Raw genomic sequence first — 21,141 nt, 5'->3', positions numbered from 1 at the left:
CCAACGCCATCAACAGCAACAGCAACAGCAACAGCAACAGCAACGAATCGTCGCACTCACCGCAGCTTGCTGGCGCGCAAGATCTTGTTACGAGCTCGAAGCGGCATTCGAAGCCGTCTGGGAGCGCGCCACGCCTCACGACCAGTTCACCGTCTAACTCACTCATCGGATAGCTAGCCCATGGTTCTCTCCCCATCCTCCAGCGCTCAGGCAGCCCGAGAGGCTGTAGCGAAGCGACTCAAGGAGCTTCGTCTAGACGCCGGAATCTCCGGGCATGAGCTAGCTATCCGGTGCGGGTGGAGCGATTCAAAATCCAGCCGGATTGAGAATGCGAAGACGCCTCCCTCGGATGCCGACATTCGGGCTTGGTGTACGGCATGCGATGCGGACAATCAGGCTGCCGACCTAATCGCTGCCAACCGGGCGGCAGATTCAATGTACTTGGAATGGCGGCGGGTCCATCGCAGCGGAATGCGCCGCTCACAAGAAGAGATCATTCCCTTGTTTGAGCGGACTCGCTTGTGTCGCATATATTGCTCAAACGTCGCCCCTGGGCTGATTCAGACACGGGAATATGCGCACGCCCTAATGTCCTCGATCACTAGGTTTCAGGGTACGCCGAACGATGTTGACGAAGCCGTAGAGTCTCGGCTTGCGCGGTCGCGGTTCCTCTACGAAGGCGATCACCGCTACGCAATTCTGCTTGAGGAGACCGTCCTTCGTTACAAGGTGGGCGACAGAGATGCCATGGTCGGACAGTTGCGAACCATGCTGGACGTGATGGGTCTACCGAGAGTTAGCTTCGGGGTGATTCCGTTTTCTGCCGAGCGTCGAATTTGGCCCCTGGAGGCATTCCTCGTATTCGATGACAAGCAGGTCACCACGGAGCTTTTGTCGGCGATTGTCAATATCACAGCGCCAAGCGAGATTTCGGCTTATGACAAAGCCTTTCGTGAGTTGGCGAGCATGGCTGTTTACGGCGCTGCTGCGCGCGAGTTGATCAATAAGGCCATTGCTGCACTTGAGTGATGCCGTGCAAGACGGTGCAAGACGGTGGAGCCCGCCCCGCGCCGATCCCTAACGTCGTTCTCCTGACGCCTCGTTGAGAGCCAAGGGAGCGACCACATGGCAGCAGTAGACGGGAGCAGGGGGACTCAGTCGTTCGCTGAGTACAAGGCCGAGCGCCGCAAGGTTGTGGCCCATAGCGGGGAGCCCAGCGACTACGACGCCGAGGTATCGGCCCGGGTGGTCGGGGATGGCGTTCTGCGCGAGTGGCCCGCCTGCACCTGCGGTGCAGACACGTGCCCTGACAAGAGCGTGGCGTGATGCTGCCCGAGGCGCTCACTACGGCTGTCAGTGCGCCGGAGAACTCCTGCCTTGGGTGCGCCTATTTCGACGGGGTCGCAGCGCAGTACCCGGCCGATACGAACCCCACCATCGCGCGGCACCTGGTCCGGTGGCGACAGCAGCACGCCGACGACGGCGAGTGCACGAACTCGGAGGCAGGCCCGGATGAGTGACCGCCAGGACGGCCCACAGACAGCCACACAGGGCCCCATCGGGGGTACCGAGCCCGTGGACCCGTTCGAGTGGATCAGAGCCCGCCCGTGGCCGCCTGAGCGGCCCTCTGGGCCCCGCCCGGTCCTCACCCCGGAGGAACACGCCGAAGTGCCCCTGACCCCGGAGGAACGCCAGCGCCGGGCGGTGCTGCTGGCCCGGGTGCGTGAGGCCAACCACCCCCGTCACTGACGGGGCCGACAGACCCCCGTCCCGGCCGCCTGGGGAAGGTTTCGGCCGGGACGGGTTCCAGTGCAAGCACAAGGGAGGGGAGTCTCCGTGGAGACCTCAGAGCGCGCACGACTGGACACCTACTTCGGGAAGATCGCGCGGCGGTTCACGCCTCCGGTTCTCCCGTCCTCGCTGCTGGTGACGCACCTGCTGCCGGAGCGCCCGTCGTTCGTGCGGGCGGTCGGCACCGTGTCCAGCCTCCGGGCGGTCCTGCCCAAGCCGAAGTCGATCGACGCCGCAGCGCGCCGAGAGGTCGAACAGGGCTTTCCCTGCGACGAGTTGTCGCGTGAGCTGTTCGCCGACCCGGATACGGCGGTGACCTATCTGGAGACCCGGGCGGCCGGTGAAGACGTGGTGCTGCTGGACGTCGGCGGCTACTTCGCTCCGGTGCTCGACGCGCTCTGCGACCGGTTCTCCGGGACCGTCCTCGGGGTGGTGGAGGACACCGAGAACGGTCACAAGCGGTACGCCGAGCGGGACAAGCTGCCGTGCCCCGTCGTGTCGGTGGCCCGCTCGCCGCTCAAGGACCCCGAGGACTTCCTTGTCGGTCAGTCCGTCGTGTTCTCCACCGAGGCCCTGTTGCGGGGCCGGGGGGACATCCTGCACGGCCGTCCGGCGCTGGTGATCGGGTTCGGGAAGTTGGGGTCCAGCATCGCCCGCCTGCTGCACGCGAAGGGTGTGCACGTCACCGTGTACGACATTGACCCCGTGCGGCGCGCTCAGGCGCTCTCCCAGGGCTTCGGGGTGGCCCGGGACCGGGAGCGGGCGATAGCCGCCGCCGGACTCGTCCTGTGCGCCACGGGGGCGCTCGCGCTCAAGGGGGAGGACTTCCCGAACCTGCGGAACGGGGCCTACGTCGCCACGGTCACCAGCAGCGAGGACGAGTTGGAGTTGGACGGGCTGCCGGACGGCTACACCCGCAGCAGCTCCGGGGAGAACGTCACCCGGTACAGCACGACGGGCCACTACTTCTACCTGCTCAACAACGGAAACGCCGTCAACTTCCTTCACGGCGCGTCAGTTGGGCCGTTCATCTACCTCGTACAGGCTGAGATCCTGGCAGGCGTGCGACTGCTCGCCCGGCGGGACCTCGACGCCACCATGCACGAAGTGCCCGGCGACGACCGGGCAGCCATCGCCGCTACCTGGCTCGACTACTACAACAGGTGATCCGATGCCCATCACGGCACAGCACGTCAGCGAGACCGTCACGACCTACCTGGACGCCCACCCCGAGGAGAAGCCGGAGCTGTCGGCCGTACTCGCCCTGGTGGACGACGGGGCGGACGTGACCAGCCGCAAGGAGTTCCGGGGACACGCCACCGCCGGGGCCGTCCTGGTGGACCGGGACGGCAAGGCGCTGTTCATCCACCACGTGGCATTGGACAAGTGGCTCACCCCCGGCGGGCACCTGGAGCCGGAGGACACCACCCTGTCCGGGGCCGCTCTCCGTGAGCTGACCGAGGAGACCGGCGTCAGCCCCGAGGGCATCACGCTGGTGGGCACCGCCCCCGTGCACATCGACGTGCACCCCATCCCGGCCAACGATGCCAAGGGCGAGCCCGCACACCAGCACATCGACTTCCGGTTCCTCTTCCGCACCGCCGAGCACAGCGCCGTGACCCTGCAAGAAGAGGAGGTCAGCGGCTACGCCTGGCGCGACGCGGACACCATCGCTGACGAGACGCTGAGGGCCCGGGTGCTGGCCGCTCTACGCTGATCCCCTCCGCCCCACCCCGCCCCGTTCGACGGCAACCCCTGTGGCCGCCGGGCGGGGCTTCTCTTGTCTGCTGATAGCACCCGTCCGGACCTGCAAGGTAACGTGTTGCTGCGTTGGTTCACGCCCACCAGATCGCGAAGAAGGACATCGCGTAGCCGGTGAGCGCGTGGGCGAGGCGGCCCTCGGCGAGGGCGTGGGCCAGTTCCCGGCCCGCCTGGGAGATGGCCACCACGAAGCACAGGTCGAAGAACAATTCGAGCGGGGTGGAGACCCGGTGGGACTCGCCCCGGTCGCGGGCCAGCATCCGGCGGACCGGGCGGTAGGGGTCGGGGGCGGTGCTCATCACTCTGCCTTCGGGGGCGGGCCGCGCGCGGCGGGGCGGGCGGGGGCGGGGAGTTGGTCACCGGGGATCCTGGCAGCCGGGGGCGTGCCGCGCACGGACCGTGTGCGGCACGCCGATTGTCCTGGTTCCACCCGATTTGATTAATCGTCAGGCAGAGTTGACGCCGCAGTGCGCGATCCGGGTGACAACTTGGGCTACTTCGGCGCGTGTTGCGTTGATTGTCCTGTCTGTCCGAATTGGACCGATAGATTCCTTCACGGATGGACGGACGACGAGGGCGCTTCGCGGGCAACGCGGAAGGTCAAGGACGAGGGTGGACACGGGACCGGCTCCCGTGGACCGCAGGACCCGAACTCCTCGTGATCACCGCGCTGCCCGACAGCGCCGCCCGGCGTCCGGCCGGCGCCCCGCACCACGGACGGTCCGGCCGGCGGGACGAACGTCCTGCCGGATCGGGTCCTTCCCGCCCTGCCCCGTGCCCGGACCCCGGGCGTACCGTTCGGACAAGGAGAGCCCACTCGCCCACGCCGAGGGGAGCGCCGCCGCCATGCACCGCACCGACCCGCCCCGTACCGTCGAACTGGGCACGCCGGACGGCCGCTGGATCGCCGTCTGCGACGCCCGCGAACTGGAACTGGAGCCCGACACCGGCACCGCCGTGCTGCTGCCCGGCGGCGACCAGGCCGCGGTGTTCCGCACCGCGTCCGGCGAACTGCTCGCGGTCGGCAACCGGGACCCGTTCGCCGACGCCTGGGTGATCGCCGACGGCATCACCGGCAGCGTGGACGGCGCACCCACCGTCTCCTCGCCCCTGCACAAGCGCCTGTTCGACCTGCGCACCGGCACCTGCCTGGACGACCCGTCCCGGGCGCTGCCGGTGTGGCCGGTCCGGCTGCACCCCGTCGATTGACAGGGCCACGACATTCGCACGGCCGGTCGGGCTAGCCCGGCTCGCCGCCGCCCGCCCCCGCACGGTGTGATGACCGTATGCGTACAGTCGTGCACCGAGAGCAGTGGGGGCGGACGTGAACTGGGTCGACGTCGTGATCTTGGTCGGCACACTGGCGTGCACCGCGGCGGGGATGCTGCTGGTGCAGAAGTACGCCTCCGTCCCGGCCCGGGAGAACTGCAACGACGTGGCCGGGTTCATCTTCGCCGCGGTGGGCGCGTTCTACGCGGTGCTGGTGGCGTTCGTGGTGATCGCGGCCTGGGAGAACACCTCGACCGCGAAGGCCACCACCTTCGACGAGGCGGACGAGCTGGCCGGGGTGTACTGGATGGCCCGGCAGATGCCGCTGCCGCAGGGCGCGGTGCTGGAGGGGCTGACGCTGGACTACGCGCACGCCGTGGTGAACACCGAGTGGGCGGAGATGGCCGACCACCACAGCGACCCGACGGCGACCGCGCTGATGTACAAGATCCGCGAGAGCGCGCTCGCCTTCGACCCGCAGGGCGACCAGCAGTCGGCGATCTACCAGAACGTGATCCAGCACGTGGACGGCCTGGCCAGCAAGCGCCGGGCCCGGCTGAACCTGATCGCCGACTGCGTGCCGCCGCTGCTGTGGGCGTCGCTGGTGGCCGGCGCGATCGTCACGATCGCCTTCACCTTCCTGTTCGGCCTCTCCAACACCTGGGCGCACCTGGTGATGGTGCTCAGCCTGGCCGGGCTGATCGCGCTGTCGCTGATCGCGATCAAGGAGATGAACTACCCGTTCGACGGGGCGAACGCGGTGAAGCCGACCGCGTTCCAGGTGTTCCTGAACCGGCTGCCGCCGCCGCGCTGAGCGACCCTGCGTGTCCGGCCCGTCACGATTTCGGCGGACGGGCCGGGGCGTGTAGTGTTTCCCGGGTCAGCAGGCGCCGCTAGCTCAGTTGGTTAGAGCAGCTGACTCTTAATCAGCGGGTCCGGGGTTCGAGTCCCTGGCGGCGCACAGACGGTCGAGAGCCTCCCTCCGGGGAGGCTCTCGGCGTTTCCCGTGATTTTCTCCGGGGTTCCGGGTTTCGATCCGGAGAAGCCGGTTTCACCGCAGGTCGGGGAGCGTGTAGTGTTCTCCTCGTCAGACAGGCGCCGCTAGCTCAGTTGGTTAGAGCAGCTGACTCTTAATCAGCGGGTCCGGGGTTCGAGTCCCTGGCGGCGCACAGACAGCGAAAGGCCCCCCTTCACCGGGGGGCCTTTCGCGTTTCCCGGCCCGGTCGCCATGTCCCTTGCACGGCACGCTCGTTGAGCAGAGGGGAGGAGGTGAAGCTAAGGGGGATTTAAAGATCGTCTTAGGAGAAATGGGACATAGGTCCCTAACATCTGACAAGTCGATCAGTCAGGCTGGCGAGGTTCACGCCGTCGCCCGAGCGAGCAGCCCGTCCGGGGCCTGCGGGAAGGTCTCCGTTGCCTCGAAAGCCCCGTGAACGGAAGAAGCGGACCGGCTGGCGCCGGCTGATACCCACCTGGCGCATCACGCTGCTCGGGCTGGCCGCGTCCCTGCTGCTGGGGGTCGGGCTGTTCGCCCTGGGCATCGCCCTGGTGAAGGTGCCGGACGCGCACGCCACCGCCACCGCCCAGTCCAACACCTGGCTGTACTCGGACGGCTCGGTGCTGGCCCGCACCGGCCAGACCAACCGGCAGAACGTCGCCCTGGACAAGGTCTCCCCCGAGGCGCAGCACGCCGCGCTGGCCGCCGAGGACCGCAACTTCTACTCGGAGGGCGCGGTCAACCTCAAGGGCATGGCCCGGGCCGCGTTCAACACCGCGTCCGGCGGCAGCACCCAGGGCGGTTCGACGATCACCCAGCAGTACGTGAAGAACGCCTACCTCAACCAGAAGCAGACGGTCAGCCGGAAGGTGAAGGAGGTCTTCATCGCGATCAAGGTCGACGCGACCCTGAGCAAGGACGAGATCCTCTCCTCCTACCTGAACACCTCGTACTACGGGCGCGGCGCGTACGGCATCCAGGCCGCCGCGCAGGCGTACTTCGGGGTGGACGCGAGCCAGCTGACCGCCGCGCAGGGCGCCTACCTGGCGACGCTGCTGAACGCGCCGAGCGCCTTCGACGTGTCCTCGGCGAGCGAGGCCGGCAAGCAGCGGGCGATGGCGCGCTGGAACTACGTGCTGGACGGCATGGTCGCGAAGAAGTGGCTGGGCGCCGAGGAGCGGCAGCAGACCGCCTTCCCGGAGGTGCTGGCGCCGAAGTCCGCGCCCGGCCTGTCCGGGCAGGCCGGGTACCTGGTGGCCGCGGCGACCTCGTACCTCACCGACCGGGGCATCGTCTCGGACGCGCAGCTCGCCCAGGGCGGCTACACCATCACGCTGACCGTCGACTCGAAGAAGCAGCAGCAGCTGCAGGACGCGGTGCAGGCCCAGCTGACCGCCAACCTCAAGCCGGACAGCCGCAAGGTCGACGCGGCGGCGCAGGCCGGCGCGGTGTCGGTGGACCCGAAGACCGGGCAGGTGCTGGCGCTGTACGGCGGCTCGGACGCCACCAAGCACTGGATCGACAACGCCACCCGCACCGACTACCAGGCGGGCTCCACCTTCAAGGCGATCGCGCTGGCGGCCGCCCTGGACTCCGGGGCGCGCACCCAGTCCGGCGAGCGGATCACCGCCGGCACCGTGTACGACGGCACCAACCGGCGGCCGGTGCGCGGCGCGAAGGGCACCCCGTACGCGCCGCCGAACGAGGGCGAGCACTCGTACGGACAGATCACCCTGCAGCAGGCCACCGACTGGTCGGTGAACTCGGTGTTCGCGCAGCTCGCCCAGGACACCGGGCTGGAGAAGGTCCGCGCCACCGCGGTGGCGCTCGGCCTGCCCGAGGACACGCCGGACCTCAAGGCGCTCGCCTCGATCCCGCTGGGCACGTCCACGCCGAGCGCGCTGGACCTGGCCGGGGTGTACGCCACCCTGGACAACGACGGGCAGCAGATCACCCCGTGGCTGGTGAAGGGCCTGGAGCTGGGCGGCGAGCAGGTCGCGCTGCCCGAGCACAGGGCGACCCAGGCGATCTCCAAGGACGCCGCCCGGTCCACCACCGCGATCCTCCAGGGCGTCATCGACGACCAGGGCGGCACCGGCTACCGGGCCGCCGCGCTGAACCGCCCGGCCGCGGGCAAGACCGGCACCACGGACGAGTCCCGGTCGGTCTGGTTCGCCGGGTACACCCCCGAACTGGTCACCGTGGTCGGCCTGTTCGGGCAGGAGCCGAGCACCGGCAAGCAGGTCAGCCTGGACGGCGTCGGCGGCACCGGCAGCGCGGCGGGCGGCAAGTACCCGGCGCAGATCTGGACGGCGTACATGAAGGCGGCACTGGCCGGGCAGCCGGTCAGCGACTTCGCCGGGCCGACCCGGGCCCCGGCCGCGAGCACCCCGTCCAGCACGCCGAGCCCCTCCGCGTCGCCCAGCGACAGCCCGTCCCCGACGGACGGCGCCAGCGCCTCGCCGTCCCCGTCCGCCGAGGACGTCCGGCCCTCCCGTTCGGCCACCCCCCGGCCCAGCGGCAGCGCCAGCACCGGCGCCGGCACCGGCGAGGACGAGCGGCAGCCCTCGCGCACCCCGTCCGCCCGGCCCAGCGGCGGGGCCAGCCGCACTCCGGCGGGCAGTGCCGCGCCGGGCATCGGCGGGGCCGGGGGGCTGCTCGGCGACCAGTAGCGAACCGCGGGTTCGCGCCTTACGGCGGAGGGGTCCGGGCTGGCACAATGCGGCGATGCGCAGCAGCCCGGACCCCTCCGCCGTTCCCGTCGACGCCCCGCCGGCCCCGGCACCGGCTCCCGCACCGGCCGCGGCCGGCCGGCGGGCCGCTCCGCTCGGGCTGGGGCTGGCGCTGGTGTCGGCGGTCGCCTTCGGGGGGTCGGGCACGGCCGCCAAGCCGCTGATCGAGGCCGGGCTCTCCCCCGCCCACACCGTGTGGCTGCGGGTCGCCGGGGCCGCGCTGGTGCTGCTGCCGGTGGCCTGGCGGCACCGGGACGCGGTGCGGCAGCGGCCCGGGGTGCTGCTCGGCTTCGGCCTGCTGGCGGTGGCGGGCGTGCAGGCGTGCTACTTCGCGGCGATCTCGCGGATCCCGGTCGGGGTCGCCCTCCTGATCGAGTACCTGGGCCCGCCGCTGCTGATCGCCTACGTCCGGCTGGTCCAGCGGCGGCCGGTCTCCCGGCGGGCGACGGCCGGGGCGGCCGTCGCGGTGGCCGGGCTGGCCTGCGTGGTCGAGGTCTGGAACGGCCTGTCCTTCGACGCCCCGGGCGTGCTGTTCGCGCTGGGCGCGGCCTGCTGCCAGGTCGGCTACTTCGTGCTCGCCGACGCCGGCCGCCGCGGCGAGCGCCCGCTCGCCCCGCTGGCGCTGTCCGCCCACGGCCTGCTGGTCGGCGCGGTGCTGCTCACCGCGTTCGCCCGGCCCTGGGAGGCGGACTGGTCGCTGCTCGGCGGCTCCGTCACCATGGACGGCCACCGGCTGCCCGCGCTCGTCCCCGCCCTGTGGATGGTGCTGGTGGCCACCGTCCTGGCCTACCTGACCGGCGTGGTGGCCGTCCGGCACCTCTCCCCGCCGGTCGCGGGCGTGGTCGCCAACCTGGAGGCGGTGGTCGCCACCGTGCTCGCCTGGTTCCTGCTCGGCGAGCACCTCGGCGCCCCGCAACTGGCCGGCGGCACACTCGTCCTGGCGGGCGCGTTCGCGGCCCAGTCGGCGGGTCGGGGGTAGCCGACCGGGCGGACGGCCGGTTGAGTACCCGTACTCAGGTGCCTCCCGGTGGACCCGGTCAGGATGGGTCGGGTACCGACAGCGACCACGGGAGGAACAGCCATGAGGTGTGCGAGGACCCTGGGGGCGGCGGCCCTGGCAGTGTGCGCGGTGACCGGTCTCGGCGCGGGGCCGGCCGCGGCGGCCGACGGCGTCTCGCTGCCCTACCCCGGACCGGACGGCCTGGTCTGGGTGGACGGCCGGGTCGGGGACGGCGGCCTGGTGTCGGGCGGGGCGTGGACGAGCCTGCCGACCGTGCTGACGGTGGCCTGCGAGGGCGGCGGCACGGTGCGGGTGACGATGGAGTCGCAGCAGGCCGAGGTCGCCGCGTTCACCGTGGACTGCCCGGTGGACACCGTCGGCGTGGGGTCCGTGACCATGGCGCCGGGCGTGGTCCGGGGCTCCTTCTCCGTGTACGTCGACGCCGGCGGCGCCCCGCTCGGCTGGGCCCTGCAGGTGGTGCAGCCGGAGTGAGCCCGACGGCGCCGCCCGCCCGGGACCGGCCTCAGGAGGGCAGCGTCTCGCGGTGGGCGGCGAGGACGGGGGCCACGGTGGTGGCGACGAACTCGGTGATCCGGTAGTCGGCGACGCCTCCCGGGACGAACGGGTCGGTGGCGGCGACCGCCTCGACGGCGGCGCGGTCGGCGGCCACCGCGAGGATCACCCCGCCGTCCCGGGGCACCTTGCGGCCGGAGGCGAGGAAGGTGCCGGCCGCGTAGTGCTGCTCCAGCCAGGCCAGGTGGGCGGGCAGCAGCGCTTCGACGCGCTCCAGCGGGGCGGTGTAGGTCAGTTCGAGGATGAACACCCGGTCATCGTACGCGGCGGGTCGCGCGGTGCGGCTGCGGCGTCGCGGCCCGACCGGGCCGTCGGCTCAGTGCCCGCTCCAGCCGAACCAGGTGAAGTGGTCGAGCGGCCAGACCACGGCGCTGGCGGGTCCGACCAGGTCGGCGACGGGGACCGCGCCGCCGTCCGGTCCGTCCCGGTGGTAGCGGGAGTCGGCGGAGTCGCTGCGGTGGTCGCCCTCGACCCAGACGTGGTCGGCGGGGACGGTGAGCGGGCCGAAGTCGATGCCGGCGCAGGAGTCGTCACCGGGGTGCAGGTAGGGCTCGGCGACGGTCGCGCCGTCGACGGTGAGCGTGCTGCCGTGGCAGGCGACGGTCTGGCCGCCGACCGCGATGACCCGCTTGACCAGGTAGTCGTCGCCGGGGGGCAGCAGGCCGACGGCGCTGAGGCCGGAGTGGACGGTGCGGGTGAAGGCGTTGCCGCTCTGCGGGGCGGGCGGCAGCCAGCCGCCCGGGTCCTTGAACACCACGGGTTCGCCGGGTTCCGGCTCCCAACCGGTGAGGGTGGCGAGCTTGTTGACCGCGACCCGGTCGCCGACCTGGAGGGTGTTCTCCATCGAGCCGGACGGGATGGAGAACATCTGGAACAGGCAGGTCTTGATCAGCACGGCGATGAGCAGGCCGATCGTGATCATCACGGGCAGTTCCACGTACCAGGGCCGCCGCCTGCGCGGACGTCGTTCCTGGGTGGGTTCCTCGGTCACCGCCACCGACACCGACACCGCCTCCTTGGCAAGGACAGCACGCTAACCCGAGCGGGGGGCAGCGCGAAATCCGGTCCTTACCCGGAGCAGACACCCCGGGCGGCCGGGCCCACCCGGGCGGGCGGGCGGATCAGGCCTCCTTGGCGATGGCCTCGTGGTGCCTGATCACCTCGGCGATGATGAAGTTGAGGAACTTCTCGGCGAACACCGGGTCGAGGTGGGCGCTGATGGCGAGTTCGCGCAGGCGGTCGATCTGCCGGCGCTCGCGGGCCGGGTCGGCGGGCGGCAGCTGGTGCTCGGCCTTGAGCCGGCCGACCTGCTGGGTGGCCTTGAAGCGCTCGGCGAGCATGTGGACGACGGCGGCGTCGATGTTGTCGATGGACTCGCGCAGGCGGGTCAGCTCGGCCCGCACGGCGTCGTCGATCCCCGCCGGGGAGGGAGTGGGCTGGTCCGTCATGTGGGATGGCTCCGATGCGGGATTACGGGTGGTCGCTCGGGCGTGGCGAACGGCCAATCTAACAGGGCGGGCAGGCGGCGTACGCCCTGATTACCGGCCCGTTCCGGCATGTGGGACGGCGTGTGGGACGGCCGCGGGACGGCGGGCGAGGCGGCGTTCGGACGGGTGTCCCGGCCGGCCCGGGCGGAGCGCGGCGCTCCGCGCGGCGTTCGCCCACCGGGGCGCGCCGCGGGCCGTAGGCTGGGCGGGCCGGGGCCGGAAGTCCGGTCTTCGGTACAGCAGTTCGACCGCTGTCCGCTTCTCATGGGAGGTACCTGATCGTGGCGACGACCCGCACCGCGCACACCGAGTGGGAGGGCAACCTGCTCGACGGCAAGGGCCTGGTGACCCTCGACTCCTCGGGCGTCGGCGAGTTCCCGGTGTCCTGGCCGTCCCGGGCCGAGGCGGCGAACGGCAAGACCAGCCCGGAGGAGCTGATCGCGGCCGCCCACTCGTCCTGCTTCTCGATGGCGCTCTCGCACGGCCTGACCGGCGCCGGCACCCCGCCCACCAAGCTGGAGACCAAGGCGGACGTGACCTTCCAGCCGGGCACCGGCATCACCGGCATCCACCTGACCGTGGTCGGGACGGTGCCGGGCCTGGACGAGGCCGGTTTCGTGAAGGCCGCCGAGGACGCGAAGGCGAACTGCCCGGTGAGCCAGGCGCTGTCTGGCACCACCATCACGCTGTCGGCGAGCCTGGCCTGACGCCCGGTCGGCCCGTCAGCCCTGCGCGCACGGTCGCTCACCGCGCGTGAGGGGCGGCGCACTCCCCCGGCGGACGCCCGCACGGCGGCCACCGGGGGCTCCGTCGTCCGTGCCGGGCCCCCGTCCCACCCTTCGGTCAACTTCCGGGCGAATTCCCACCGAATGTAACGGGCATATCGGGATCACCGTCACCAATCACCCTGGCGGCGGTCGCGGACAGTTACACCGGCGGCCTATGATCGGCGGACGTGGCCCGAGGCCGCCGACTGCTCCCCGGCCACCGGCCGGGGCCGCCGAGCGGGCGCGGGGCCGCCTGGCCGGTCGCCGTCCGTGAGGGGCGGCCGGTGCGACCAGTGGCAGCAGCGGACGGGAGCGTGCCGTGCCGGGCCGGAACCTCGGGGCCGACGCACACCACCATCGGGGTGGGCGGCCCGAAGCGCCGCGCCCGGGAACCGGACCCGCCGACCCCGCCCCGTGCGCCGTCTGCGGCGCCCCGCCGGACACCGAGGCCGAACGGCTGGCCGCCGCCCTGCGGGCCAGCGAGTCCCGGTTCCGGGCCGCGTTCTCCGACGCCGGGATCGGCATGGCGCTGATCGACCGCGACGACCTGGTGATCGAGGGCAACCCGGCGTTCGCGGCGATGCTGGGCCGCGAGCCCGCCGAGCTCCCGGGCATGCACATCCACCAGATCATCGACCCGGAGGAGCCGTCCCGCCGCCGCTACCGCGAACTGGTGCGCGGCGAGCGCGACCGGATGCGGGCCGAGAAGCGGCTCAAGCACCGCGGCGGGCGGGAGGTCTGGGGCCGGGTCACCGTCTCGCTGATCCGCGACGGCTCCGGCGACCCCTACTACACGATGGTCATGGTCGAGGACGTCACCGAGCGGCGGCAGCTCGGCGACCGGCTGGTCTACCAGGCCACCCACGACCCGCTGACCCGGCTGCCCAACCGGACGCTGTTCTACGAGCGGCTGGAGGCCGCGTTCAAGCCGGCCGGGCCGGACGGCCCGGTGCCGCCGGCCGGCGAGCAGCGGATCGGGCTGTGCTACGTCGACCTGGACGGCTTCGCGGCCATCAACGAGACCCTCGGCCACCACGTCGGCGACCAGCTGCTGGTGGCCGTCGCCGCCCGGCTGGAGCACGGTTTCGCCCGCGAGCAGCGGCAGTTGGTGGCCCGGCTGGGCGGCGACGAGTTCGCCGTGCTGGTCACCGGCAGCGCCGGGCACCAGGAGCTGACCCGGCTGGCCGCCGCCCTGATGGCCGCCCTGGAGCGGCCCTTCGAGGTCGCCGGGCACCGGCTGACCGTCACCGCGTCGATCGGCGTGGTGGAGCGCCCGGTGCGCGGCTCCACGCCCACCGACCTGGTCCGCGACGCCGATTCCACGCTGTACTGGTCGAAGTCCGACGGCCGCGCCCGCTGGACGCTGTACGACCGCGACCGGGGCGCCGACCAGCTGGCCCGGCACGAGCTGGCCACCGCGCTGCGCCCGGCCGTGGAGCGCGGCGAGTTCGTCGTCGAGTACCAGCCGCTGGTCGGCCTGGCCGACGGCGCGGTGCGCGGCGCGGAGGCGCTGGTGCGCTGGCGGCACCCCCGGTACGGACTGCTGCCGCCGAACCGGTTCATCCCGCTCGCCGAGGAGTCCGGGGCGATCGTCCAGCTGGGCAAGTGGGTGCTGGAGGAGTCCTGCCGACAGGCCCGGCAGTGGCTGGCGGAGTTCCCCGGGCAGCCGGTGCTGGTCAGCGTGAACCTGGCGCCCCGGCAGATCTGGGACTCCGACGTGGTCGCCGACGTCGCGGACGTGCTGGCCCGCACCGGGCTGCCCGCGCACCTGCTCCAGCTGGAGATCACCGAGAGCGCGCTGCTCGGCCCCGGCGGCCGCCCGCTGCAGGCCCTGCAGGCGCTCGCCGACACGGGCGTGCGGATCGCCATCGACGACTTCGGCACCGGCTACTCCAACCTGGCCTACCTGTCCCGGCTGCCGGTGCACGCGCTCAAGCTGGACGCCACCTTCATCGAGGCGTTCCGCGAGTCCGCACCGGGCGCGGACGGCCGCCGCCGGGCCGCCGACGAGCAGATCGTCGGCGCGATGGTGCAGTTGGCGCACGCCCTGGGCCTGACCGTGACCGCCGAGGGCATCGAGAACGCCGCCCAGGCCGAACGGCTGCGGCAGACCGGCTGCGACACCGCCCAGGGCTGGTACTACGCCCGCCCTGGCGGTCCCGAGGTGATCGCCGCGATACTCCGTGATCAACCGCGCCGGTAGGCGCGGGCTTTTCCGGTGCGGAGGGGATCAGGACTGATGGAACGCGTGGACGCGGTGCTCGGCGACGGGGTGAAGGTGGTCTCCGAGGTCTCGATGTCGGGCGGCCTGTACAACGCCGCCCGGATGCTCGAACTCACCGACGGGCGGCGGCTGGTGCTCAAGTGCGCGCCGCCGCCCGGCACGCCCGGCCTGGCGCACGAGCGCGGACTGCTGGGCACCGAGCGGCTGTTCCACGCGCTGGCCGCGGACGCCGGGCTGACCGTGCCGCAGGTGCTGCACCACGACCCGGACGGGGACGCCGGGACCCGCGAGTGGCTGCTGCTCGGCTACGTGGAGGGCACCACCTGGGACAGCCTGCGCGAGCAGCTCACCGACGCCGACCGGGCCCGGCTGCGCCGCTCGCTGGGCGCCTGGGCCGCCGGGGTGGCCCGGGCCACCGGGGAGCGCTACGGCTACCCGCAGGCCGAGCCGGGCCTGTCGGCCGGCGACTGGCCCGCCGCGTTCGCCGCGATGTTCGGCGCGCTGCTCGCCGACGCCGACCGCTACGGCGTCGAACTGCCCGCCCCCGTCGAGGAGTTGCGCGCCCTGCCGGAGCGCTTCGCGGCCGCCCTGGCGGAGGTCCGCCGCCCCGCCCTGGTGCACTTCGACGCCTGGGAGGGCAACCTGCTGCTCACCCCCGGCCCGGACGGCGCCTGGGAGCTGACCGGGGTGATCGACGGCGAGCGGGCCTTCTTCGGCGACCCGCTGGCCGAGCTGGTCGGCCTGGACCCGCTCGGCGCCGCCGAGCTGGACGAGGACTTCGTCTCCGGCTACCGCTCGGTCGACCCGGCCTTCGCGGTGGACGACGCCGGGCGGGCCCGGCTCGCGCTGTACCGGACCTACCTGGCGCTGATCATGCGGATCGAGTCCGCACCCCGGGCCTACACCGGCGACTTCGCCGACTGGGTGCGGACCTGGTCCGCCGAGCGGGTCACCGAGCAGCTCGCCGTCCTGGACGCGCTCAGCCCGCGGCCGTGAGGCCGTACGCCTCGGCGATCAGGCCGTAGGACGCCAGCCGGTTCTCGTGCCCGTGGATGTGCGAGGTGACCATCAGCTCGTCCGCCCCGGTGCGCCGCCGCAGCGCCTCCAGGCCCTCGGCGACCTCCGCCGGGGTGCCGAGCACCACGTTCGCCAGCCAGGAGTCGAGGAAGTCCTCCTCGGCGGGCGTGTAGGCGTGCGAGGCGGCCTCCTCCGGCGTCGGGATCGGCCCGGGGCGGCCCTGCCGCAGCCGCAGCATGCCCAGGGCCGCCGACCGGGCCAGCCACAGCGCCCGCTCCCGGCTCTCGGCGGCCACCGCGCTGACCCCGATCAGCGCGTACGGCTTCTCCAGCACCTCGGACGGGGTGAAGCCCTCCCGGTACAGGTCGAGCGCGGGGACGGTGTTGGCGGCGCTGAAGTGGTGCGCGAACGCGAACGGGTAGCCGAGCCGGGCGGCCAGCTGGGCGCTGAAGCCGGAGGAGCCGAGCAGCCACAGCGGCGGGCGGGAGGCCGAGCGGGGCACCGCCTCCAGCCGGGCGTACGGGTGGCCGGGCGGGAAGTCGCCGTCCAGGAAGTGCCGCAGTTCGGCGAGCTGGCGCGGGAAGTCCTCGGCGCCGTCGGCCAGGCCGCGGCGCAGCGCCCGGGCGGTGCCCTGGTCGGTGCCGGGGGCGCGGCCCAGGCCCAGGTCGATCCGGCCCGGGTGCAGCGCCTCCAGCAGGCCGAACTGCTCGGCGATCGCCAGCGGGGCGTGGTTGGGCAGCATCACCCCGCCGGAGCCGAGGCGCAGCGTCGTGGTGTGCGCGCCGAGGTGGGCGAGCAGGACGGCGGGCACCGAGGAGGCGACGCCGGGCATGCCGTGGTGCTCGGCCACCCAGAACCGGTGGTAGCCCCAGCCCTCGGCGGCCCGGGCCAGCTCGGTGGTGGCGGCGAGCGCCTCGCCCGCGGTGTGGCCGGCGCCGACGGTGGCCAGGTCCAGGATGGACAGCGGGGCGGGGGCGCGGCCCGCGGCCCGGCCGCGGACGGCGTCGGGGGCGCTGCCCGGGACGGTTTCGGGGGCGGTCGGCTCCGGTGCGGTGCTCATGCGGTGCGTCCTCCTGCTGCCCGGCCGGGTGCCGGGCGTTCGTGGGAGGACAACCCCCGCACCGGCCGACCTGTTCCCGCCGCCCGTCCGCCCGGCCATCGGCCCGGCCGACCGCCCCGCGGGCCGCGACCCGCCGGGGCCGCGCTGACGGGCCGCCAGTAGGCCACGCTGCGTGGCGACTTCACGCCACAGCGAGAAGTCGCCAGGTCCGATGGTCGAAGCGCGGCCGGGGATGGGGCAGTCTGGTGATCAGCGCGGAACACGTACCGGCTCCGCGCACCAGCGACAGATCGGCGGGCTCGACCAGCGTCGTTCGATCCCACGGGCCCCCGGAGCATTACCCCGCTCCGGGGGCTCTCGCCGTGCCCGCGGGCCGTGTGCGGTATGCCACACGGGGGTGCTTCATGGCATGAACTTTGCCCGCGCTAGCGTTGTCCCCCGTTGCAGCTGCTCCCCCCGGGCGTGCTGGAGGGAGAGACACCGTGGATCCGAACGCCGTCATCGGGCCGGCCTGGTACTGCGCGCTGGCACTGGCCGCGGTCCTCGGCGACGCCTTCCTGCCCTTCCTGCCCAGCGGGACGCTGGTGATCCTGGCCGTGCTGAAGACCGGGCAGGTCGGCGGCTCGCCGCTGCTGCTCGCCGCCGGGGTCGCCGTCGCCTCCTTCCTGGGCGACCTGCTGCTGCTCAACCTGGCCCGGCGCGGCGCGCCCGCCGTGCACCGCCGACTGGCCCGCCGCCCCCGGCTGGCCGAGAGCGTCGAGCGGGTGCAGCGGGCCCTGACCGGCCGCCACACCAGCCGGGCCGCCGCGGCGATCGTGATCATCGCCCGCTTCGTCCCGGCCGGACGGACGGTGCTGGACCTGGCGGTCGGCCACTCCACCCACCACCGGCCGTGGACCTTCCTGCGCTGGTCGGCGGTGGCCGCCGTGGTGTGGGCGGCCTACATCGTCTCGCTGGGCTGGCTCAACCAGCACTGGTTCGACACCGCCTGGCTGAGCCTGGCCATCTCCTGCCTGGCCGCCACCGCGATCAGCTCCGCCGTGGTGCAGCTGGTCCGGCGCCGCCGCCGGCTGGCCGTGCTGGTCGAGGGCGACTGACCGGGGGCCGCCTCCGCGACCTCGGCGTTCTCTGTCTCAGGACGGCAACAAGACCCCCTCCCCGGGAGCCGACCGAAGCTTTACCGCGTGATGACCGGTTGAGGGCGGACGGCGTTGGACCGGCCCCCTCGGGCGTGCCATCCTTGCGATGGCGATACCGTCAAATTGTCCGATTTTGCCAGAAGTTGACCTCCGGGACCGCGCGTCGGCACCCGGAGTTCCTTCTGTATCGCGCCCACCGTGGCAGGGGAGACCATGAGCACCATCTCGCGCAGGACAGTGCTGACCGCCACCGCGGCGACGGCGGCCCTCGGCGCCGTCGCGGCCTGTTCCAGCGGGGGCGGCTCCGCGAACCGCCCCGGCTCGGACGCCCGGTCGGCCGGCGGCGGCTCCGGTTCGCCGCAGCCCCCGGTGAAGGCGACCCCGCTCGGCGACGGCTCCACCGCCGACACCGGGACCCAGCCGCGCCAGCCCGCCGTCGAGAAGCTCAAGCCCGGCGAGGCGCCGCCCCAGTTCGTGGTCTTCTCCTGGGACGGCGCCGGCGCCACCGACGACGGCCAGTTCAGCCGCTTCCTCAAGCTCGCCGACGAGCACAAGGCGAGCATGACCTTCTTCCTCTCCGGCATCTACACCCTGCCGAAGGAGAAGTCCTCCCTCTACCACCCGCCGCAGCACCCGGCCGGCGCCTCGGACATCCCCTTCCTGTCCGACAACGCCGTCCGCAACACCATCAAGCTGATCAGCCAGGCGTGGCTCTCCGGCCACGAGATCGGCACCCACTTCAACGGGCACTTCTGCTCCACCCGCTCCGACCACAACGGCGTCAACAAGTGGAGCCCGGAGGACTGGGAGAGCGAGATCCAGCAGGCGGTCTCCTTCGTCACCGAGTGGCGCACCAACACCGGCTTCACCGACGTCGACCCGCTGCCCTTCGACTACAAGAAGGAACTGATCGGCGGCCGCACCCCCTGCCTGGAGGGCCAGAAGGCCCTGCTGCCGACCGCCGCGAAGCTCGGCTGGAAGTACGACGCCAGCTCCCCCGGCGGCCTGCAGATCTGGCCGCAGAAGGTCCAGGACGGCAAGATCTGGGACTTCCCGCTCCAGGGCATCCCCTTCCCCGGCCACAGCTTCCAGGTCCTGTCGATGGACTACAACATCCTCGCCAACCAGTCCGGCGGCTCCACCAAGGGCGACCCCGGCAAGTACGGCCAGTGGCGCGACCAGGCCCGCGACGCGTACCTGGCCGGCTTCAACCGCGCCTACACCACCAACCGGGCCCCGTTCTTCGTCGGCAACCACTTCGAGCAGTGGAACGGCGGCATCTACATGGACGCCGTCGAGGAGACCCTCAAGCAGATCGCCGACAAGCCCGACGTCCGCCTGGTCTCCTTCAAGCAGCTGGTCGACTGGCTGGAGGCCCAGGACCAGTCCACCCTCCGCAAGCTCCGCACCCTCAACGTCGGCCAGGCCCCGAAGGACGGCTGGCAGGCGTTCCTGGGCGCGTAGCGGAGAGCACCGCCAGGGGCTCGGGGAACGGCGAGGCCCGGTCTGCGAGCGGTGCACTGCCGGAGCGCGCATCGGCTTCCGGTTCCGTTCACCACACGCAGCAGCACGGACCTCCGACGGGCTCCGGCCGTCAGCAGCATCGACCCGCCGTTCCCCGGGCCCCTGTTTTCCTCAGGCGAGTGCCGCCGCCAGGCGCTCCGACCAGATGATCGAGCAGTGGCTGGTGCCCGGCACCCTCTCGGTCGGGAGCGCGGCCTTCGCCGCCGCCGGCCGTGCCGGCCTTCGCGCAGCCGGCGGCGCGCGGCCGGGAGTGTGCGGCGGGCACACCGAACGGGCCCGCCCGGTGGTGCCGTCCGCCATGGAAAGCCCCGGGGCCTGCGGGAGGGTGGTGCGGCAGTCAGCCCCTCCCCTGGTAAAGGCGACGCCGAGGTCGCCGACCGGCACGGCACCTGCGTCTTCCCCGCCGCCGCCCCGGAGGAGTCCCGGTGACCGCCGCCGCCCCCGACCCGCGCGCGGCGCTCGCCGCCCGGGCCGCCCGCGAACTGCGCGACGGCCAGTACGTCAACCTCGGCATCGGCCTGCCCACCCTGGTCCCCGGCCGGCTGCCGCCCGGCGTCCACGTCGTGCCGCACTCCGAGAACGGCGTCCCGGGCACCGGCCCCGAACGGGCCCGAGGGGCCCGGCCGTTCGACGGCCGGGCCCCTCGGCGCGTGGTGCTCAGCCCTTGATGTTCGGGATCTGCCAGTCGATCGGCTTCTGGCCGAAGCCCTCCAGCGCCGCGTTGATCTGCGAGAACGGCTTGCTGCCGAGGAACAGCTTCGCGGACAGCGGCGAGGGGTGCGCGCCCTGCACCACCACGTGCCGCTCGGTGTCGATCAGCGGCAGCTTCTTCTTCGCGTAGCCGCCCCACAGCACGAACACGCAGGGCTCCTCGCGGGCGCTGACCGCCTTGATCACCGCGTCGGTGAACTTCTCCCAGCCCTTGTTCTTGTGCGAGTTGGCCTCGTGCGCGCGCACCGTGAGCACCGCGTTGAGCAGCAGCACGCCCTGCTCGGCCCACGGCATCAGGTACCCGTTGTCGGGCACGGTCAGGCCGAGGTCGGTGCCGAGCTCCTTGTAGATGTTGCGCAGCGACGGCGGGGTCTTCACGCCCGGAAGCACCGAGAAGCTCATGCCGTGCGCCTGGCCGTTGTCGTGGTACGGGTCCTGGCCGAGGATCAGCACCTTGACGTCCTCGTACGGCGTGGCCTCCAGCGCGGAGAACTCCTGCCCGGCGGGCGGGAACACCTCGTGCTCGGCGCGCTCGGCGGCCAGGAACTCCGTCAGCTGCGCGTAGTAGGGCTTGCCGGTCTCCTCGGCGAGCACCGCCCGCCAGGACCCGGGCAGTTCCGGCGCGCCGCCCGTGGACGTCTCGGCCAGCTCCGTCACGTTGTACCTCCCACCGGCCGCGCCGCACGGCGGCCGCTCTCGCTCGTCCCGTTGCGCGGGCCCGTCCCGGACCCGCCGCGGTGAACGCTACACAGTCGGGCCGACAGCCCGCCCGGCCCGTCGGCGGCGGGGGCGCGGAGCACCCCTGCCGGGCGTCCTGCCGGGCCGCTATCTTTGGGCGGGGCCGGAGCGGGGCCCCGGGGGGAGCGGACGTCCGCGGCCCACGGGGCGGGGAACGGCGCTGCTCGGAGCGTCCACGGACGGGGGCGGTGGCGGCAGCGCGGCCGCGGCCGCCGTCAGGGGGCGGGCTCCCGGCGGCAGTTGACGCCCGACCGGGCCGGGGCTCCGGCCGGTCGGCCCGGACGCGATCGAGTGACGGTCCGTTCGAAGGCCCGCCGCGGGGCGGCTGCTCCCCGGCCGGGCCGCACCGCG

General features: G+C 72.6%; 20 protein-coding genes, 2 tRNA genes and 1 pseudogene. 17 read left to right on the top strand and 6 right to left on the bottom strand.

The genetic code is table 11. The features are described 5' to 3' along the window. Window positions 1-180 precede the first annotated feature (180 nt). The 4 genes from ABD345_RS08575 (at window position 181) to ABD345_RS08560 (ending at window position 3,508) form a co-directional block, all read left to right on the top strand. Window positions 181-1,029, top strand: a complete 849-nt coding sequence (locus tag ABD345_RS08575) for a helix-turn-helix domain-containing protein (RefSeq protein WP_344551326.1) — start codon at window positions 181-183, stop codon at window positions 1,027-1,029. A gap of 293 nt (window positions 1,030-1,322) precedes the next feature. Continuing rightward, the gene (locus ABD345_RS08570) at window positions 1,323-1,520 is read left to right on the top strand and encodes a hypothetical protein (RefSeq protein ID WP_344551325.1); all 198 of its coding nucleotides are present in this window, start codon (window positions 1,323-1,325) and stop codon (window positions 1,518-1,520) included. A 316-nt stretch (window positions 1,521-1,836) separates the two neighbouring features. Continuing rightward, entirely contained in the window at window positions 1,837-2,958 is a 1,122-nt protein-coding gene (locus ABD345_RS08565; RefSeq protein WP_344551324.1) for an NAD(P)-binding domain-containing protein, read from the top strand. A gap of 4 nt (window positions 2,959-2,962) precedes the next feature. Beyond that, window positions 2,963-3,508 carry an NUDIX hydrolase gene (locus ABD345_RS08560; protein WP_344551323.1) on the top strand — a complete coding sequence of 182 codons (546 nt, stop codon included), beginning with the start codon at window positions 2,963-2,965 and terminating at the stop codon, window positions 3,506-3,508. A gap of 118 nt (window positions 3,509-3,626) precedes the next feature. Here the strand turns inward: ABD345_RS08560 and ABD345_RS08555 are convergent, their stop codons facing one another. After that, window positions 3,627-3,851 carry a low temperature requirement protein A gene (locus tag ABD345_RS08555; protein ID WP_380273396.1) on the bottom strand — a complete coding sequence of 75 codons (225 nt, stop codon included), beginning with the start codon at window positions 3,849-3,851 and terminating at the stop codon, window positions 3,627-3,629. 547 nt (window positions 3,852-4,398) lie between these two features. On the opposite strand from ABD345_RS08555, the gene nirD reads away from it, so the two are divergent. From nirD to ABD345_RS08520, 7 genes are all read left to right on the top strand, one after another. Continuing rightward, window positions 4,399-4,761, top strand: a complete 363-nt coding sequence (nirD, locus tag ABD345_RS08550) for a nitrite reductase small subunit NirD (RefSeq protein WP_344551322.1) — start codon at window positions 4,399-4,401, stop codon at window positions 4,759-4,761. A 115-nt stretch (window positions 4,762-4,876) separates the two neighbouring features. Beyond that, the gene (locus ABD345_RS08545; RefSeq protein WP_344551321.1) at window positions 4,877-5,635 is read left to right on the top strand and encodes a bestrophin-like domain; all 759 of its coding nucleotides are present in this window, start codon (window positions 4,877-4,879) and stop codon (window positions 5,633-5,635) included. A gap of 73 nt (window positions 5,636-5,708) precedes the next feature. Beyond that, window positions 5,709-5,782: transfer RNA gene (locus ABD345_RS08540), tRNA-Lys, on the top strand. 134 nt (window positions 5,783-5,916) lie between these two features. After that, window positions 5,917-5,990 (top strand) — tRNA-Lys (locus ABD345_RS08535). Window positions 5,991-6,234: 244 nt separating this feature from the next. Further along, on the top strand, window positions 6,235-8,490 hold the full coding sequence (locus ABD345_RS08530; protein WP_344551320.1) for a transglycosylase domain-containing protein: 2,256 nt from the start codon (window positions 6,235-6,237) through the stop codon (window positions 8,488-8,490). Window positions 8,491-8,545: 55 nt separating this feature from the next. Further along, window positions 8,546-9,529, top strand: coding sequence for an EamA family transporter (locus ABD345_RS08525; RefSeq protein ID WP_344551319.1), 984 nt, complete (start codon window positions 8,546-8,548; stop codon window positions 9,527-9,529). 102 nt (window positions 9,530-9,631) lie between these two features. Further along, window positions 9,632-10,042 (top strand): hypothetical protein, encoded by a 411-nt coding sequence (locus ABD345_RS08520; RefSeq protein WP_344551318.1) that lies wholly within the window; start codon window positions 9,632-9,634, stop codon window positions 10,040-10,042. 31 nt (window positions 10,043-10,073) lie between these two features. Here ABD345_RS08520 and ABD345_RS08515 read toward each other — a convergent pair whose 3' ends face one another. From ABD345_RS08515 to ABD345_RS08505, 3 genes are all read right to left on the bottom strand, one after another. Then, window positions 10,074-10,373 (bottom strand): YciI family protein, encoded by a 300-nt coding sequence (locus tag ABD345_RS08515; protein WP_344551317.1) that lies wholly within the window; start codon window positions 10,371-10,373, stop codon window positions 10,074-10,076. 66 nt (window positions 10,374-10,439) lie between these two features. Beyond that, window positions 10,440-11,126, bottom strand: a complete 687-nt coding sequence (gene lepB / locus ABD345_RS08510) for a signal peptidase I (protein ID WP_344551316.1) — start codon at window positions 11,124-11,126, stop codon at window positions 10,440-10,442. 118 nt (window positions 11,127-11,244) lie between these two features. Beyond that, window positions 11,245-11,571, bottom strand: a complete 327-nt coding sequence (locus ABD345_RS08505) for a chorismate mutase (protein WP_344551315.1) — start codon at window positions 11,569-11,571, stop codon at window positions 11,245-11,247. Window positions 11,572-11,891: 320 nt separating this feature from the next. On the opposite strand from ABD345_RS08505, the gene ABD345_RS08500 reads away from it, so the two are divergent. The 3 genes from ABD345_RS08500 to ABD345_RS08490 all read left to right on the top strand — a co-directional run bounded on the left by ABD345_RS08500 (window position 11,892) and on the right by ABD345_RS08490 (window position 15,597). Further along, window positions 11,892-12,317, top strand: a complete 426-nt coding sequence (locus ABD345_RS08500) for an OsmC family protein (protein WP_344551314.1) — start codon at window positions 11,892-11,894, stop codon at window positions 12,315-12,317. 379 nt (window positions 12,318-12,696) lie between these two features. Continuing rightward, window positions 12,697-14,580, top strand: a complete 1,884-nt coding sequence (locus tag ABD345_RS08495) for a putative bifunctional diguanylate cyclase/phosphodiesterase (RefSeq protein ID WP_344551313.1) — start codon at window positions 12,697-12,699, stop codon at window positions 14,578-14,580. 36 nt (window positions 14,581-14,616) lie between these two features. Continuing rightward, entirely contained in the window at window positions 14,617-15,597 is a 981-nt protein-coding gene (locus tag ABD345_RS08490; RefSeq protein ID WP_344551312.1) for a phosphotransferase family protein, read from the top strand. Here ABD345_RS08490 and ABD345_RS08485 read toward each other — a convergent pair. Further along, window positions 15,581-16,678 (bottom strand): LLM class flavin-dependent oxidoreductase, encoded by a 1,098-nt coding sequence (locus tag ABD345_RS08485; RefSeq protein ID WP_344551311.1) that lies wholly within the window; start codon window positions 16,676-16,678, stop codon window positions 15,581-15,583. The genes ABD345_RS08490 and ABD345_RS08485 overlap by 17 nt on opposite strands. A 482-nt stretch (window positions 16,679-17,160) precedes the next feature. On the opposite strand from ABD345_RS08485, the gene ABD345_RS08480 reads away from it, so the two are divergent. The 3 genes and pseudogenes from ABD345_RS08480 to ABD345_RS08470 all read left to right on the top strand — a co-directional run. Then, on the top strand, window positions 17,161-17,775 hold the full coding sequence (locus ABD345_RS08480; protein ID WP_344551310.1) for a VTT domain-containing protein: 615 nt from the start codon (window positions 17,161-17,163) through the stop codon (window positions 17,773-17,775). Window positions 17,776-18,030: 255 nt separating this feature from the next. After that, window positions 18,031-19,281, top strand: a complete 1,251-nt coding sequence (locus ABD345_RS08475) for a polysaccharide deacetylase family protein (protein WP_344551309.1) — start codon at window positions 18,031-18,033, stop codon at window positions 19,279-19,281. Between the two features lie 485 nt (window positions 19,282-19,766). After that, window positions 19,767-19,961, top strand: a pseudogene (locus tag ABD345_RS08470) (CoA-transferase); the annotation flags it as partial. A gap of 37 nt (window positions 19,962-19,998) precedes the next feature. On the opposite strand, the gene ABD345_RS08465 reads toward ABD345_RS08470, so the two are convergent. Continuing rightward, window positions 19,999-20,709, bottom strand: a complete 711-nt coding sequence (locus ABD345_RS08465; RefSeq protein ID WP_344551308.1) for a uracil-DNA glycosylase — start codon at window positions 20,707-20,709, stop codon at window positions 19,999-20,001. Window positions 20,710-21,141: the final 432 nt, after the last annotated feature.

This window comes from Kitasatospora saccharophila (genome assembly GCF_039529925.1).
Taxonomy (GTDB): Bacteria; Actinomycetota; Actinomycetes; order Streptomycetales; family Streptomycetaceae; genus Kitasatospora; species Kitasatospora saccharophila.
The sequence above is the reverse complement of the archived record's forward strand: the minus strand, read 5'-3'. Positions and strand labels throughout refer to the sequence as shown.

What these genes read in the sequence shown, in the direction of transcription:
- ABD345_RS08505 (WP_344551315.1), bottom strand. Translation starts at nt 11,571, where the DNA reads ATGACGGACCAGCCCACTCCCTCCCCGGCGGGGATCGACGACGCCGTG.
- ABD345_RS08560 (WP_344551323.1), top strand. Translation starts at nt 2,963, where the DNA reads ATGCCCATCACGGCACAGCACGTCAGCGAGACCGTCACGACCTACCTG.
- nirD (WP_344551322.1), top strand. Translation starts at nt 4,399, where the DNA reads ATGCACCGCACCGACCCGCCCCGTACCGTCGAACTGGGCACGCCGGAC.
- ABD345_RS08485 (WP_344551311.1), bottom strand. Translation starts at nt 16,678, where the DNA reads ATGAGCACCGCACCGGAGCCGACCGCCCCCGAAACCGTCCCGGGCAGC.
- ABD345_RS08475 (WP_344551309.1), top strand. Translation starts at nt 18,031, where the DNA reads ATGAGCACCATCTCGCGCAGGACAGTGCTGACCGCCACCGCGGCGACG.
- ABD345_RS08490 (WP_344551312.1), top strand. Translation starts at nt 14,617, where the DNA reads ATGGAACGCGTGGACGCGGTGCTCGGCGACGGGGTGAAGGTGGTCTCC.
- ABD345_RS08555 (WP_380273396.1), bottom strand. Translation starts at nt 3,851, where the DNA reads ATGAGCACCGCCCCCGACCCCTACCGCCCGGTCCGCCGGATGCTGGCC.
- ABD345_RS08520 (WP_344551318.1), top strand. Translation starts at nt 9,632, where the DNA reads ATGAGGTGTGCGAGGACCCTGGGGGCGGCGGCCCTGGCAGTGTGCGCG.
- ABD345_RS08575 (WP_344551326.1), top strand. Translation starts at nt 181, where the DNA reads ATGGTTCTCTCCCCATCCTCCAGCGCTCAGGCAGCCCGAGAGGCTGTA.
- ABD345_RS08525 (WP_344551319.1), top strand. Translation starts at nt 8,546, where the DNA reads ATGCGCAGCAGCCCGGACCCCTCCGCCGTTCCCGTCGACGCCCCGCCG.